This is a genomic window from Streptomyces sp. NPDC104371 (assembly GCF_055583785.1).
This window is the reverse complement of sequence record NZ_JBVJNF010000007.1, coordinates 260,493-274,321: the sequence shown is the minus strand read 5'-3', so window position 1 is coordinate 274,321 and position 13,829 is coordinate 260,493. Positions and strand designations below refer to the sequence as shown.

The 13,829-nt window shown below is 69.7% G+C and carries 13 protein-coding genes; 3 read left to right on the top strand and 10 right to left on the bottom strand.

The window, feature by feature from the left end:
• Positions 1-23: 23 nt before the first annotated feature.
• Positions 24-347 carry a hypothetical protein gene (locus ACZ60T_RS23070; protein WP_469667565.1) on the bottom strand — a complete coding sequence of 108 codons (324 nt, stop codon included), beginning with the start codon at positions 345-347 and terminating at the stop codon, positions 24-26.
• Between the two features lie 330 nt (positions 348-677).
• Between ACZ60T_RS23070 and ACZ60T_RS23065 the strand changes: the two genes are divergently transcribed.
• Together ACZ60T_RS23065 and ACZ60T_RS23060 are read left to right on the top strand one after the other, a co-directional pair.
• On the top strand, positions 678-1,205 hold the full coding sequence (locus ACZ60T_RS23065) for a universal stress protein (RefSeq protein WP_365618741.1): 528 nt from the start codon (positions 678-680) through the stop codon (positions 1,203-1,205).
• A 2-nt stretch (positions 1,206-1,207) separates the two neighbouring features.
• Positions 1,208-1,693, top strand: coding sequence for an NUDIX domain-containing protein (locus ACZ60T_RS23060; protein ID WP_469667563.1), 486 nt, complete (start codon positions 1,208-1,210; stop codon positions 1,691-1,693).
• Here the strand turns inward: ACZ60T_RS23060 and glmS are convergent, their stop codons facing one another.
• The gene (gene glmS, locus ACZ60T_RS23055; RefSeq protein WP_469667562.1) at positions 1,694-3,511 is read right to left on the bottom strand and encodes a glutamine--fructose-6-phosphate transaminase (isomerizing); all 1,818 of its coding nucleotides are present in this window, start codon (positions 3,509-3,511) and stop codon (positions 1,694-1,696) included.
• Between the two features lie 54 nt (positions 3,512-3,565).
• Entirely contained in the window at positions 3,566-3,823 is a 258-nt protein-coding gene (locus tag ACZ60T_RS23050) for a hypothetical protein (RefSeq protein WP_252421405.1), read from the bottom strand.
• Positions 3,824-3,988: 165 nt separating this feature from the next.
• On the opposite strand from ACZ60T_RS23050, the gene ACZ60T_RS23045 reads away from it, so the two are divergent.
• Positions 3,989-5,557: a purple acid phosphatase family protein gene (locus ACZ60T_RS23045; protein ID WP_365618772.1), complete on the top strand. Its 1,569-nt coding sequence runs from the start codon at positions 3,989-3,991 to the stop codon at positions 5,555-5,557.
• A gap of 80 nt (positions 5,558-5,637) precedes the next feature.
• On the opposite strand, the gene ACZ60T_RS23040 is transcribed toward ACZ60T_RS23045, so the two are convergent.
• The 7 genes from ACZ60T_RS23040 to ACZ60T_RS23010 all read right to left on the bottom strand — a co-directional run bounded on the left by ACZ60T_RS23040 (position 5,638) and on the right by ACZ60T_RS23010 (position 13,747).
• The gene (locus ACZ60T_RS23040; protein ID WP_469667560.1) at positions 5,638-6,525 is read right to left on the bottom strand and encodes a DUF4429 domain-containing protein; all 888 of its coding nucleotides are present in this window, start codon (positions 6,523-6,525) and stop codon (positions 5,638-5,640) included.
• An 85-nt stretch (positions 6,526-6,610) separates the two neighbouring features.
• Positions 6,611-8,401 (bottom strand): IucA/IucC family protein, encoded by a 1,791-nt coding sequence (locus ACZ60T_RS23035; protein ID WP_469667559.1) that lies wholly within the window; start codon positions 8,399-8,401, stop codon positions 6,611-6,613.
• Complete coding sequence (locus ACZ60T_RS23030; RefSeq protein WP_365618780.1) at positions 8,398-8,946, bottom strand: GNAT family N-acetyltransferase; 549 nt, start codon at positions 8,944-8,946, stop codon at positions 8,398-8,400. Before ACZ60T_RS23030 ends, ACZ60T_RS23035 begins: the two co-directional genes overlap by 4 nt.
• The gene (locus tag ACZ60T_RS23025; protein ID WP_469667558.1) at positions 8,943-10,220 is read right to left on the bottom strand and encodes a lysine N(6)-hydroxylase/L-ornithine N(5)-oxygenase family protein; all 1,278 of its coding nucleotides are present in this window, start codon (positions 10,218-10,220) and stop codon (positions 8,943-8,945) included. Before ACZ60T_RS23025 ends, ACZ60T_RS23030 begins: the two co-directional genes overlap by 4 nt.
• Positions 10,204-11,661, bottom strand: coding sequence for a pyridoxal phosphate-dependent decarboxylase family protein (locus ACZ60T_RS23020; protein ID WP_469667556.1), 1,458 nt, complete (start codon positions 11,659-11,661; stop codon positions 10,204-10,206). The genes ACZ60T_RS23025 and ACZ60T_RS23020 overlap by 17 nt, the downstream gene beginning before the upstream one ends.
• Before the next feature lie 118 nt (positions 11,662-11,779).
• Positions 11,780-12,622 (bottom strand): siderophore-interacting protein, encoded by an 843-nt coding sequence (locus ACZ60T_RS23015; RefSeq protein WP_469667555.1) that lies wholly within the window; start codon positions 12,620-12,622, stop codon positions 11,780-11,782.
• Positions 12,623-12,700: 78 nt separating this feature from the next.
• Positions 12,701-13,747, bottom strand: a complete 1,047-nt coding sequence (locus tag ACZ60T_RS23010; protein ID WP_469667554.1) for an ABC transporter substrate-binding protein — start codon at positions 13,745-13,747, stop codon at positions 12,701-12,703.
• Between the last annotated feature and the right edge of the window lie 82 nt (positions 13,748-13,829).

Sequence of the window (13,829 nt, the reverse complement as noted above, 5' to 3'; positions counted from 1 at the left end):
GCGGGGGCGTGCGCGGAAACCGGTCAGGTACGCGGGGTGCTTCTCTCGTTACACCCTTCGCTCCCGTGCGCTCTTGCCGCCGCGCCGCCCTGCCGTCCGCGGTACCGCGCCGCGCGCTCCGCGGCTCTCAGCCGGGCCGCGCCCCGTTCGGACTGGAGCAGCAGCAGACGGCACGTCCCGGTGACGGCCGCGAGCCCCAGCGTGGCGCTGATCGCGGCGGGCAACGAGATGCCGCAGCAGACGAGGATCACCGGGACCAGGCCGCAACTGAAGGCGGCCCAGCGAACCACGGCGTCCGTGGCGTTCGGCACGGGGTGTTGCCGGGATGCGGTGCGGGATACGGGCACGGGGTGCTCCCTGGGGCGTCGGTTCACTGGATCCAACGGGCCCTCTGGCGGGCCGGTCACTCCCTGCCTCCCCGGTCGCGGCCATACCCGAAGTTTCGTCCTATTCCAGGGTGAACACGACGTAATCCACCACTACGAGGGGACGAGCATTGCGTTACGGGTCACCCTCGGGCATGCTCCCTGGAACCCCTGTGCGGTGTGCGCGGGATCTGGGCTGGGGATGCGTGCCGCCGTACCCTTGGGGGTATGGGGTTGGGAAGATGATTCCCGGACACAGCTCCGCCGCACACCGTTGCCCCCACCCATGAGGATCACAACGCCGAGACACCCATGGCCGGTCACGAATTCTCCGATCCCGCGGACCGCAAGCGCCCCGTCGCCGATCCCACGGCGGCCGAGCCCTTGGCGGCGGAAGAGTCACGCCCGTCCTGCGACCCCGCCTTCAAACACGGCGTGGTCGTCGGCTTCGACGGCTCCACTTCGAGCGAACGCGCCCTCGCGTATGCGATCGGCATGGCCTGTCGCTCGCGTACGGGCCTGATCATCGTCCATGTCGCCAACCGACTGCCCACCACGGTCTGGGCGGGCTGCGAGCCCCCCGTCTTCGTCGACGTCCCCGACCACCGCACGGAGGTCCTCGGCCTCGAACTGGCCTGCGCGGACCATCTGTCCGAAGTCCCGTGGATCCTCGTCGAGCGCGGCGGCGACATCTGCCACGAACTCGAGGAGGTGGGCCGGGAGTACGAGGCGGACGCGATCGTCGTCGGCTCCACCCACGGAGTCGTGGGCCGAATCTTCGGCTCGGTAGCAGGCCGCCTGGCCAAGCGCGCGAAGCGCCCGGTGATCGTGATCCCCTGACCGTGCGTGACGCCTCCGTGGTCGTCGCCCGCGACGCGAAGGGCCTGGTGGCCCTGCTGAGCGCCGACTTCGTCGATCACGGGGGCGAGTACCTCTTCCTCCCCGGCGGTCGCTTCGAGGCGGGGGAATCCCCGATTGACTGTGCCCGCCGCGAACTTCGTGAGGAGGCCGGGGTCACGGCCGAGCGCTGGCGGTCTCTCGGGTCGTACGCGATCACCCTCGGCTCGCAGGCGCGCGTCCATCTGTTCGAGGCCCGTGAGTTGACCTGCGGTCCGCAGCAACTCACCGAGACCGAAGCGGACTTCGAGCTCATGTGGTGGTCCATGGGTGATGCCCTGGAGGCCGCTCATGGCGGGCGATTCCTTCTGCCCGCCGGGCCGTTGGCCCTCCTCTTGGCAGAGCACCGCCCCGAACCAGAACAGGGTGTCCAAGAACGCTCTGTGACAGGCGAACTGGACACCCTGCGGGAGGCATTGGCGGGGGAGTGACTACTCCACCGTCACCGACTTAGCCAGGTTGCGCGGCTTGTCGATGTCGCGGCCCAGGGCCAATGCCGTGTGGTAGGCGAGGAGTTGGAGCGGGATGCCCATCAGGATCGGGTCCAGCTCGTCCTCGTTCTTCGGGACGAGGACCGTGTGGTCGGCCTTCTCCTGCTCCTGGTGGGCGACCGCGAGGATCCTGCCGCTGCGGGCCTTGATCTCCTCCAGGGCCGCGCGGTTCTTCTCCAGCAGGTCGTCGTCCGGGACGATCGCGACCGTCGGCAGGGCGGGCTCGATCAGGGCCAGCGGGCCGTGCTTCAGCTCGGACGCCGGGTAGGCCTCGGCGTGGATGTACGAGACCTCCTTGAGCTTGAGGGAGGCCTCACGGGCCACCGGGTAGCCGCGCACGCGTCCGATGAAGAGCATCGAGCGGGCGTCCGCGAACTGCTGCGCCAGCTCCTTGATCTCCTCCTCCTGCTTGAGGACCTCGGAGATCTGCGCGGGCAGCTTCCGCAGGCCCTCGATGATCCGCTTGCCGTCGCGCACCGACAGGTCACGGGTGCGGCCCAGGTGCAGGGCCAGCAGCGCGAAGGCGACCGTCGTGTTGGTGAAGCACTTCGTGGAGACCACGCACACCTCGGGACCGGCGTGGACGTACATCCCGCCGTCCGCCTCACGCGCGATTGCCGAGCCGACGACGTTGACGATGCCCAGCACCCGCGCGCCCTTGCGCTTCAGCTCCTGGACGGCGGCCAGCACGTCGTACGTCTCACCGGACTGCGAGACCGCGACGTACAGCGTGTCCGGGTCGACCACCGCGTTGCGGTAGCGGAACTCCGAGGCCGGTTCGGCGTCGGCGGGGATGCGGGCCAGCTCCTCGATCATCTGGGCGCCGATCATGCCCGCGTGGTACGAGGTGCCGCAGCCGAGGATCTTCACCCGGCGCACCGCGCGCGCCTCACGGGCGTCGAGGTTCAGGCCGCCGAGGTGCACGGTGGAGAACCGGTCGTCGATCCGGCCGCGCAGCACGCGGTCCACGGCGTCGGCCTGCTCGTGGATCTCCTTGTGCATGTACGTGTCGTGGCCGCCCATGTCGTACGACTCGGCCTCCCACTCCACGGTGGTCGGCTCGGCCGTCGTCCGGGTGCCCTCGGTGGTGTAGGTGCGGAAGTCGTCGGCCTTGAGTGTGGCCATCTCGCCGTCGTCCAGGGTGACTATCTGACGGGTGTGGGTGACCAGCGCGGCGACGTCGGAGGCGACGAACATCTCCTTCTCGCCGATGCCGAGGACGACCGGGGAGCCGTTGCGGGCCACCACGATCCGGTCCGCGAAGTCGGCGTGCATCACGGCGATGCCGTACGTGCCCTCGATGACCCGCAGCGCCTGGCGGACCTTCTCCTCCAGCGTCTCCGCCTCGGAGCGGGCGATCAGGTGGGTGAGGACCTCGGTGTCGGTCTCGGAGAGGAACTCGACGCCGTCCGCCTCCAGCTTCTTACGGAGGTCGGCGGCGTTGTCGATGATGCCGTTGTGCACCACGGCGACCTTCTGGTCGGCCGACATGTGCGGGTGGGCGTTCACGTCGGACGGGGCGCCGTGGGTGGCCCAACGGGTGTGCGCGATACCGGTGGTGCCCTTGAAGCGCGCCGGGACCTTGGCCTCCAGGTCGCGGACCCGGCCCTTGGCCTTGACCATCTTCAGACCGGCCGTCTTCGGGGAGGTCACCACGATGCCCGCGGAGTCGTAGCCGCGGTACTCCAGCCGCTGCAGGCCCTCGAGCAGCAGCGGTGCCACATCGCGCTTACCGATGTATCCGACGATTCCGCACATATGTTTCCCTATATCCCTTGTGTACTCATGAGCGTGAGGTGTCCGCTGCGCGTCTCAGCCGTAGACGATGCGCCGCAGTTGCCGGAGCGTGAGCTCGGGCGGTGCGACCGCGCGGTACTTCAGGTCCGCCTCGATCCGCTCGAAGATCGTCGCGTTCACCAGGCCCCGGGCCTGGAGTTCGCGATGGCGTCGGCGGACGAACTCCTCGGTCGTCTCGTCAAAGAAGGCGAGCACGTCCTGGACCACCCGCAGCGCCTCGCCCCGGCTGAGGGTCGTGGACCGCGTCAAATGATCAACAAGTTCGTCGTGCACGCGGTAGATCCTCGGGGACCGGCGACGGTAACGCAAGGAGCCTGCCCGATTTCGGGCAGATCGCCGTTGTAACTCTTATGGGTTCTTGTTCGCCGGCCGTCCATGCTGTGTCTTGCGCCACGTCGCCCGGGTGGGAGAACTTCGGGCGCCATGGACACACCTCGCATGGGAGTACCGCAGCAGCTCGCCGCCCGGATGAGCATGGCGGAGCAGCACGAATACCTGCGCTCGAAGTTCTCGCGACGCACGATGATCAGAGGCGGGGCCGTCTCGCTCGGCGCCGTCGTGGGCGGCGCGTTCGTCCCCGGTGCCACCGCTCAGGCCGCGACCCCGGCCCGCGGCGCGGCCCCTTCGGCGCCCAAGGTCGACGGCGCCCTCGTCGCCCCCTTCGGCCGCCACCTCGCGTACGGCGACGACCCGCGCACCCAGATGACGATCTCCTGGCAGGTCCCCGTCGCGGTCCGGAAGCCCTTCATCCGGATCGGCGCCCACCCCTGGGACCTCTCACGCAAGATCGAGGCCGAGGTCCGCACCCTGCACACCCCGGCCGGTGTCGGCGCGAGCGGCGACCACACGCAGTACTACCTGCACGCCCGCCTCACCCACCTGCGCCCCGGCCGCACCTACTACTACGGCGTCGGCCACGAGGGCTTCGACCCGGCCGCCCCGCATCTGCTCGGCACCCTCGGCACGTTCACCACCGCCCCCGACCGCGCCGAGCCGTTCACCTTCACGGCCTTCGGCGACCAGGGCGTCAGCTACCACGGCCTCGCCAACGACAGCCTGATCCTCGCCCAGAACCCGGCCTTCCATCTGCACGCCGGAGACATCGCCTACGGCGACCCGGCGGGCCAGGGCAAGACCTCCGACACCGGCTTCGACTCGCGTGTCTGGGACCAGTTCCTGCACCAGACCGAGTCGGTCGCCAAGCAGGTGCCGTGGATGGTGTCGTACGGCAACCACGACATGGAGGCCTGGTACGCGCCCCACGGCTACGGCGGCGAGCAGGCCCGCTGGCAGCTCCCGGAGAACGGCCCCGACCGGACGAACCTGCCGGGCGTCTACTCCTTCGTGCACGGCAACGCGGCGTTCATCTCGCTCGACGCCAACGACGTCTCCTTCGAGATCCCGGCCAACCTCGGCCTGTCCGGCGGCACCCAGACCAGGTGGCTGGAGGCGCAGCTCAAGAAGTTCCGGGCCGACCGGAAGATCGACTTCGTCGTCGTGTTCTTCCACCACTGCGCCTACTGCACCTCCACCGCGCACGCCTCGGAAGGCGGGGTCCGCAAGGAGTGGGTGCCGCTGTTCGAGAAGTACACCGTGGACCTGGTGATCAACGGCCACAACCACGTCTACGAGCGCACCGACGTCATCAAGGGCGACAAGGTCACCAAGAAGCTGCCGATCGGCGGCACCGCCTACTCCGAGACCGACGGCATCGTCTACGTCACGGCGGGCGCGGCCGGCAAGAGCCTCTACACCTTCAGCGCCGACCAGTCCTACGAGGGCCACGAGAAGGACCTGGAGTCCGTGGACTCCTTCGTCTGCCTGAAGGACGGCGAGCGGCAGAACGAGGCCGTCACCTGGTCGCGGGTGCGCTACCTCGACTACTCGTTCCTGCGCGTCGACGTCGCGCCCGCAGCCAAGGGGCGGCACGCCACGCTGAACGTCCGCGGGATCGCCGAGACCGGTGAGCAGGTCGACCACTTCACGATCGCGCGCCGCGCGAAGTAGGGCCGGGCGGGGCCGAGTCGGGCCATGACCGCCGCGCCCGGTACGGGGCGCGGCGGCGGGCGGTTCTCACCTGCGCTTCCTCACATGCGCTTGAGGACCGCCTGCTTGGCCACCGTGAACTCCTCCTCCGTCAGCACGCCCGCCTGGTGCAGCTCGCCCAGTTCGCGCAGCCGACGCAGCAGGGCGTCGTGATCGCTCTCCGCGGCCCCGCGCTCCGGCGTCGGCGCCGCGGGCTCCAGGACCGGCGGCGGCGCGGGGGCCGCGGGCGCCGACGGGTGCGGCAGCCGGGCCTGCACGGCCGCCGCGACGAGCGCCATCAGCGGGTCCTTCTTGAAGCCCCACAACTCCACCGCGTGCGGGTCGTACTTGGCCGGTGCCTCGGTCTCCATGCCACGCACGGTGAAGCGCAGGAAGCCGTGCTCCAGACCCACCGACGGCTGCCACCGGACGGCGGTGATGTCGGCCACGGGCAGCGTGCGGGCGCCCGACGCCGCCTTCGCGTCGTCCGTCTTCCAGCCCCAGGTCAGGCGTACGTTCTCGCCGTCGAAGCTCACCGTGCCGTCCCCGGCGGACACCGAGAGCGGCACCGCGGGACCGGGCAGCAGATAGGCGTCGACCGGGTCGGAGGGCACCTGGTTCAGCAGGAGCGCGGTACGGACCTCCTCCACCAGGTACTCGGCGACGCCGAAGCGGTCGGACTCGACCGTCAGCCGGTACGGGTCGTCGCTGTCGGAGAGCCCGCCGTGAGTCACCTGGATCAGCGGGTCGGCGCCGTCGCGCAGCCGCAGCCTGAGCCGCCCGTTCTTCCTGCCCTGTTCGAGCGATATACCCGCCAACGCGGCGAGCGGGACGGTGAGTTCACCCAGCGTGGCCCGTAGCAGTCCAACGCTCTTGTCCCGTCCGGGAGTCAGCCGCAGTGACTCTCCGTCGAAGGTCCATGTGCCGTCCTTCTGGATGATTTCCGCCATGGGAGTGATTGTTCCATCCGCGCGGCGGGCGCCCCGGTGGACCGTACACCGGGGCGCCCGCCCGTTCTTGTGGCGGCTGGGGCGGCTACCGTCCCGCGATCGGGTTGCGCAGCGTCCCCACGAGTTGCAGCGCACCGGACGGGTCGGCCAGGTCCACCATCTGCCGGTTGTCGCGCAGTTGGAGCCGGTTGAGGCAGGACAGGGCGAACTCGGGCGCGAACAGGTCGTACGTCCGGAACCGGTCGGCCAGGTGGGGGTGCGCGTCCTGGTACTCATGGGCGACCTCGGCGACCGTGCGCCAGAAGTCCTCTTCCGCCAGGGTGCCTTCGGCGGCGAGATGCGCGGCGACGAAGCGGAAGAAGCAGTCGAAGACGTCTGTGAACAGGGACAGCAGCTTCTGTTCTTCCGGGACCTCCACCCGGATCCGCTCGACCTCGGGCGGCAGCGCCGTGTCCGCTTCCATGACCGCGATCTCCTCGGCGATGTCCTTGAAGATCGCGCGCCGCACCACCCCGTCCTTCAGGACGAGGATCACGTTCTCGCCGTGCGGCATGAAGGCCAGGCCGTAGGCGTAGAAGCTGTGCAGCAGCGGGGTGAGATAGGCCCGCAGATAGCCGCGCAGCCACTCGGCCGGCGCGAGACCCGACCGCGCGATCAGCGCGCCCGCGAACGACGCGCCCTCGTGGTCCACATGGGCGAGGGACGCCATCGTCGCCAGCGTCTCGCCCTCCTGGAGGCGGGCCACCGGGCTCTCCCGCCACAGCGCGGCGAGCATCTTGCGGTACGGGGAGGAGCGGTCGGTGGCGGCCTCGTACTCCAGATGGCGATAGCCCACGGCGGCCTGCTCCCGGAGGATCGTGAGGCCCGTCGCCTTCAACGCCGGGTCGTTCTCGATGAGTTGGGCCAGCCAGTCGTTGATCGCCGGGGTGGCCTCCATGTACGCGGCCGAGAGCCCGCGCATGAACCCCATGTTGAGGACCGAGAGGGCCGTCTTCACGTAATGCCGCTCGGGGTGCGAGGAGTTGAAGAACGTCCGTATGGACTGCTGCGCCAGATACGTGTCGTCGCTCTCGCCCAGGCAGACGAGGTGGCGGCGGGCGACCTCGGCGGCGAAGGTGACCGTGAGCTTGTTCCACCACTGCCAGGGGTGGACCGGGACGAGGAGGTAGTCGGCCGGGTCCAGGCCCTGGTCGGTGAGCAGGCGGTGGAAGCGCTCGACGGTGGCGGCCCCCAACTCCGCGCGCATGAACGACTCGTATGCGATCCCCGTGCCCGCCGTGAACGCCGCCCGTGAGCGGTGCGCGGCCAGCCACACCAGCCGGACCGGGCTCGCCGTCTCCGGGGCGTACGACAGGTACTCGTGAACGCCGAAGCCGAGGCGCCCGTTGTTGGCGACGAAGCACGGGTGCCCCTCGGTCATCCCGGTCTCGACGTCCTGGAACCCGCGCCGGGCCAGCTCGGCGGAGGTGACCGGTGGCTTGGTGAGCTTGTAGCAGGTGCTGGAGAGGGTGGAGGAGATCTCCTCCAGATACACCGGGAGCACCTCGTCGCTCAGCCCGAGCTGCGTCCGGAACTCGAGGAAGAAGTCCAGGGCGGACAAGGGGAGTTGAGTGTCCTCGCGGTGGCGAGTGATCGAGCCGAGGTCGATCTCCCAGTGGTCGAGGGCGCGGACGGTGGCGGTGAACCGGTAGTGGGTGAGCCCGTCGTCGCCGCGGACGACGTACGCGCCCGTGCCCGTATCCGTACCCGCGTTCTCGGCCTGCGGTGTGATCAGCCGCTCGTGGGCGAACTCGGCGAGCGCCTTGCGGACGAGGAGGCGGTCCGCGTGCTCCCAGTGCTCGGGGGACAGATGGGCGACGGCGTCGGTGAGGCTCATGCGGCGACCGCCTTCGCGAACCGCTCGCGGGTGCAGAAGCTGAGCAGCGCCGTCTTCTCCGGCTTCTGGATCTCGCGTTCGGGCACGAACCCGACCGCCGCGTTCAGCGCGTGCACGGCCGTGTTGCGCACATCGGGCTCCACGACGACCCGCGCGGTCGTCGGGTCGGCGAACAGACGCCGCATCACGGCGGTGATCACGGCCCGGGTGAAGCCGTGCACGGGTGTGTCGGTCGGTGCGACGAGGAAGTGCATCCCGACGTCGCCCGGCTCCGGCTCGTACAGGCCGACCAGTTCGCGGTGCGCCGGGTCGTACGTCTCCATCAGGAAGGCGGGGACGCCGTCGCACAGCCCGAGGAACGCGTGGTGGTGCTCGTCGGCGGCTATCGCCCCGTAGGCCCGCTCGACGTGTTCCGGCCGGGCGTCCTGCATCATCCAGAACGCGGCCTTGGGGTGGGTGACCCAGCGGTGCAGCAGCGCGGCGTCCCGTACGGGGTCGACCGGGCGGAAGGTGAAGGTGCCGAGGGCGGCGGTTCCGGTGCTCATACGGCGAACTCCTGGAAGGCGATGGTCTTCTCGACGGGGTAGTACTCGCTGCCGAGCAGGTCCCGGATGATGGACGCGTTGCGGTAGGGGCCCATGCCCAGGTCGGGGCTGGTGACGCTGTGCGTGTGCACGCCGCCGTTCTGGAGGAAGACGCCCCGGCCCGTCACATCGATGGCGTAGTTGCGGGCCACGTCGAAGTTGCCGTGGGTGTCGTAGCGCAGCCGGTCCCGGACGGGCTTCAGGAACTCCGGCTCGACGAAGGTGTAGCCGGTGGCGAGGACGAGGGCCTGGGAGCGCAGCTCGAAGTCCTTGCCCTGCTCCTCCTGGTGGAAGCCGAGGGTGAAGGCGCCGTCCTCGTGACGGGCGCTGGTGAGCGCCGAGTTGGTGAGCAGCCGGGTGGGGACGGGGCCGTCGAGGTTCTTCTGGTAGAGCAGGTCGAAGATCTCGTCGATCAGGGCGCTGTCGATGCCCTTGAACAGGCCCTTCTGCTCCTCGGTGAGGCGATAGCGGGTCTGCTCGGGCAGCGCGTGGAAGTAGTCGATGTACTCCGGAGAGGTCATCTCCAGCGTGAGCTTGGTGTACTCCAGCGGGAAGAAGCGCGGGGAGCGGGTCACCCAGTTCAACCGGTAGCCGTGGAGGTCGATCTCGCCGAGCAGATCGCGGTAGATCTCGGCGGCGGACTGGCCGCTGCCGACCAGCGTGATCGACTCCTTGGCCTGGAGCGCGTGCTTGTGGTCCAGATAGCGGGAGGTGTGGATGACGTCGCCGTCCAACTCACGGCAGGCCTCCGGGAGATGGGGTGTGGTGCCGGTGCCGAGGACCAGATGGCGGGCCCGGTGGACGTCCCCTGCCGCAGTCCGTACGACGTACAGCTCGTCCTCGTACGTCACCTCGGTGACCGTCGTGCCGAAGCGGACGTTGCTCAGCTTCGAGGCCGCCCAGCGGCAGTAGTCGTCGTACTCGACGCGCAGCGGGTAGAAGTTCTCCCGGATGTAGAACGAGTACAGCCGGCCCCGCTCCTTGAGATAGGCGAGGAAGGAGTACGGCGACGTCGGGTCCGCCAGCGTGACCAGGTCCGACAGGAACGGGGTCTGGAGGTGGGCGCCGTCCAGGAACATCCCGGCATGCCAGGAGAAGGACGGCTTCGACTCCAGGAAGACACCGTCGAGTTCGGCGATCGGCTCGGTGAGACAGGCGAGTCCGAGGTTGAACGGGCCGAGCCCGATCCCCACGAAGTCGTAGATCTTGCCAGGGGTGTCAGGAAGCGCGGTCAAGAGACTCTCCCAGGTACTGCTCGGCGTGAGCGGCGATCAGATCGAGCACGGCGGCGATGTCGTCCACCGTCGTCTCGGGGTTGAGCAGGGTGAACTTCAGGTAGTGGCGGCCGAGGACCTTGGTGCCCGCGACCACGGCGTCACCGGAGGCGAACAGGGCACTGCGGGCGGCCAGGTTGGCGCGGTCGATCTCCGCCGGGTCGGTGACGACCGGCGGGAGGTAACGGAAGACCAGCGTGGACAGCCGCGGCTCCACGACCACCTCGAAGCGCGGGTCGTCGGCCAGCAGCCGCCAGCCCTGCTCCGCCAGGTCGCAGACCTCGTCGAAGAGCGCCCCGATGCCGTCGGCGCCCATCGTGCGCAAGGTCAGCCACAGCTTGAGGGCGTCGAACCGCCGGGTGGTCTGGAGGGACTTGTCGACCTGGTTGGGGATGCCCTCGCGGTGCGCGCGGCGCGGGTTGAGGTAGTCCGCGTGGTAGGTCGCATGGCGCAGGGTGGCGCCGTCCCGGACCAGCACGGCGGAGGAACTCACCGGCTGGAAGAAGGACTTGTGGAAGTCGACGGTGACCGAGTCGGCGCGTTCGATACCGGCGAGGAGGTCGCGGCGGCGGGTGGAGACGAGCAGCCCGCAGCCGTACGCCGCGTCCACGTGCAGCCAGGTGCCGTGGCGGGCGCACAGTTCGGCGATCTCCGGCAGCGGGTCGATCGATCCGAAGTCGGTGGTACCGGCGGTGGCCACGACGGCCATCGGCACCAGCCCGTCCCGGGTGCAGCGCTCCAACTCGTGGGCCAGGGCGACGGTTTGGAGGCGGTGGTCGCTGTCGACGGGGATCGTGACCACCGCGTCCGGGCTCAGCCCCAGCAGCTTCGCCGACTTGCGGACGCTGAAGTGGCTCGCCTCGGAGGCGAAGATCCGCAGCCGGGCGAGGCTCGCCGGGTCCGCCCCGTCGGGGAGCGCCTCCTCGCGGGCCAGCAGCAGCGCCTGGAGGTTGGACTGGCTGCCGCCGCTGGTGAACACGCCGTCGGCGCCGGGCCCGAAGCCGATGCGCTCGGTGGTCCAGTCGACGATCCGGCGTTCGATGAGCGTGCCGCCCGCCGACTGGTCCCAGGTGTCGAGTGAGGAGTTGACGGCGGTCAGGACCGCCTCGCCCACCAACGCCGGGATCACCACGGGGCAGTTGAGGTGGGCGAGGTAGCGCGGGTGGTGGAAGTAGACGGCGTCACGGAGGTAGACCTCCTCCAACTCGTCCAGCGCCGCGGTGATCTCGCCCAGCGGGCGGTCCAGGTCGACCCGGTCCAGGCGAGTGGCGAGGGCCTCGACCGTGGTGCCGGTGAACGGGCGTTCGGTGGCGGCGAGTTGGGTGGCCACCCGCTCTACCCCTTCGGTCACGGAGCGGCGGTAGCCCTCCGTGGTCAGGTCATTGAGCAGGTGCGAGCGCATAGGGGGGTCCTCCCGGTGGGGACGGGTCCGTGCGGGACGGGGAAGCATCGGAGAGTTCAACTTAGGTAAGCCTAACCTAACTATGATCTCTGCGAGGCGCGCCGGGCCGTGGCCGTCGTCACTCGCGGGTGCGCAGCTCTTCCTCGCTCAGGCCCTGGCGCCAGTAGCCGACGAAGGTGACGCGACGGCGGTCGATCCCGCGCTCACCGACGAAGTGCCGGCGCAGCTCCTTGACGCGGCCGGACTCGCCCGCGATCCATACGTACGGGGCCCGCGCCTCGGGGAGTACGGCGTCGCGCAGCGCGGTGAGGGCCGTGGGGGAGCCGGTGGCGCGGACCAGCCAGGTGATCTCGGTGGCGGAGCCCGTCGCGAGGTCCTGGATGTCACCGGGGCGACCGGCTTCGAGCCAGGCGCGGACACGTGTGCGCGGGGGCAGCGAGGTGAGGATCGCCGAGGCGGCGGGCACGGCGGTCTCGTCGGCCCACAGCACCACGAGGTCGGTGTCCTCGGGCGGGCGGAAGCGGATCGCGCGGTTGTCCTCGACCGCCGGTCCGAGCAGGACGACGCGGTCGCCCGCCGTGGCGCGGGAGGCCCAGCGGGAGGCGGGCCCGGCGGGGGCCTTCGAGTCCGGTGCCACACCGTGCAGCACGAAGTCGATGTCGATCTCGTCGGGGTCGCGCCTGAGGGCGCGGAGCGTGTACGAGCGCATCACCGCCCGTACGTCGTCGGGCAGTTCGCGCCATTCCTGCCACCACTGGTCGCCGCGGTCGATCGGGATGACGGGCTCGGGCTGGCCGGGGTGCGGAAGGAAGAGGGACAGGCTCTGGTCGCGCCCCTCGGAGTGGAACGTCCTGAGGTCGTCGCCCGCGAAGGTGATCCGGACCAGGGACGGCCCGAGCCGCCTCGTCCGTGCGACCTGGAGGGAGAAGAAGCGGAACGGGGCGGCTGTGGCCGTCGTCATGGAAGTACTCCTGAGGTGACGTCAGGGGGTCGGCGCTGGGCGGCAGCGGGGGTTGTCAGGTGTCGACAGAGGGAGGCGTCAGCCGACCTTCTTGGCGTTCTCGATCGCCTTGGCCAGGTCCTCGAGCAGCGGCGCGCACTTGTCGTACGAGAGGATGGGCTCGGTGGTACGGGAGACGACCTGGCCCGCCTTGACCGCGGGGAGCTTCTTCCAGGTCGCCTCGGTGATGTCGGCGGGCTGGACGGCCGAGGTGCGGTTGTCCATCATGATGACGTCGGCCGGGTACTTGTCGACGTTCTCCCAGCTCAGGCTCTCGTACCAGCCGCCACTCGCCTTGAGCGCGGAGGCGGAGGGCTCGACGATGTGCACGCCGAGCGCCTTGAAGTACTCCAGGTCGATCGAGAGGTTGGAGCCGGAGACGTAGAACACCTCCTGGCTCGCGGAGCCGACCAGCACCCTGATGCCGGGGTTGGCCTTCACGGCGGCGCGCAGCCGGGCCGCCGCGTCCTCGAACCGCTTCTTCGCCTGGGTGATCTTCGCGGACGCGGGGTCCGCGCCGAGCCCCTTCGCCAGCTCGAGCATGCGCTGCAGCGGCTCGGTCAACTGGCGGTCGTAGACGGAGATCCCGACGCTCGGCGCGCCGACGGCGAGGATCTTCTTCTTCGACTCGTCGGGCACGTACCAGAGGGTGCCCGCGTCGTCGAACATCGTGGTGACGAGCAGATCGGGGGCGAGGGACGCGTACTTCTCGATGTCGAACTGGCCCCACTCGTTGCCGAGCAGCGTGAGCTTGTCGATGTCGAGGTCACCGGCCTGCACGTCGGCCTTGCCGGACTTCGTCTTCGTCGGCCCGAAGACGCCCTTCACCTCGACCCCGTAGTCATGGAGCGCGGCGGCGGCACCCACGAACGCGACGATGCTCGACGGGGTCCGGTCCGCCTTCGAGGTCTGCCCCCGGTCGTCCTTGAAGGACCAGGGCCCGGACTTCGCGGCGGTCGCCGAGCCGCCGCCACCGCCGGACGACTTGCCGTCCCCGCAGGCCGCGAGCGCGGCACCGAGGCCGAGGGCGCCACCGGCGGCGAGCAGCGCGCGGCGGGTGGGGCGGAGGGCACGGGTGTGGGACATGGGTGTGGCCTGCCTTCGAACAGGGCGGAGCGTCCGCCGGATGAATCCGAAGGAAGGTTAGCCTAACCTTAGTTATAGTCCC

Excerpts from the sequence above, each read along its gene's own strand:
- ACZ60T_RS23065 (WP_365618741.1), top strand. The coding sequence starts at position 678 with ATGGCCGGTCACGAATTCTCCGATCCCGCGGACCGCAAGCGCCCCGTC.
- glmS (WP_469667562.1), bottom strand. The coding sequence starts at position 3,511 with ATGTGCGGAATCGTCGGATACATCGGTAAGCGCGATGTGGCACCGCTG.
- ACZ60T_RS23045 (WP_365618772.1), top strand. The coding sequence starts at position 3,989 with ATGGGAGTACCGCAGCAGCTCGCCGCCCGGATGAGCATGGCGGAGCAG.
- ACZ60T_RS23040 (WP_469667560.1), bottom strand. The coding sequence starts at position 6,525 with ATGGCGGAAATCATCCAGAAGGACGGCACATGGACCTTCGACGGAGAG.
- ACZ60T_RS23035 (WP_469667559.1), bottom strand. The coding sequence starts at position 8,401 with ATGAGCCTCACCGACGCCGTCGCCCATCTGTCCCCCGAGCACTGGGAG.
- ACZ60T_RS23030 (WP_365618780.1), bottom strand. The coding sequence starts at position 8,946 with ATGAGCACCGGAACCGCCGCCCTCGGCACCTTCACCTTCCGCCCGGTC.
- ACZ60T_RS23020 (WP_469667556.1), bottom strand. The coding sequence starts at position 11,661 with ATGCGCTCGCACCTGCTCAATGACCTGACCACGGAGGGCTACCGCCGC.
- ACZ60T_RS23015 (WP_469667555.1), bottom strand. The coding sequence starts at position 12,622 with ATGACGACGGCCACAGCCGCCCCGTTCCGCTTCTTCTCCCTCCAGGTC.
- ACZ60T_RS23010 (WP_469667554.1), bottom strand. The coding sequence starts at position 13,747 with ATGTCCCACACCCGTGCCCTCCGCCCCACCCGCCGCGCGCTGCTCGCC.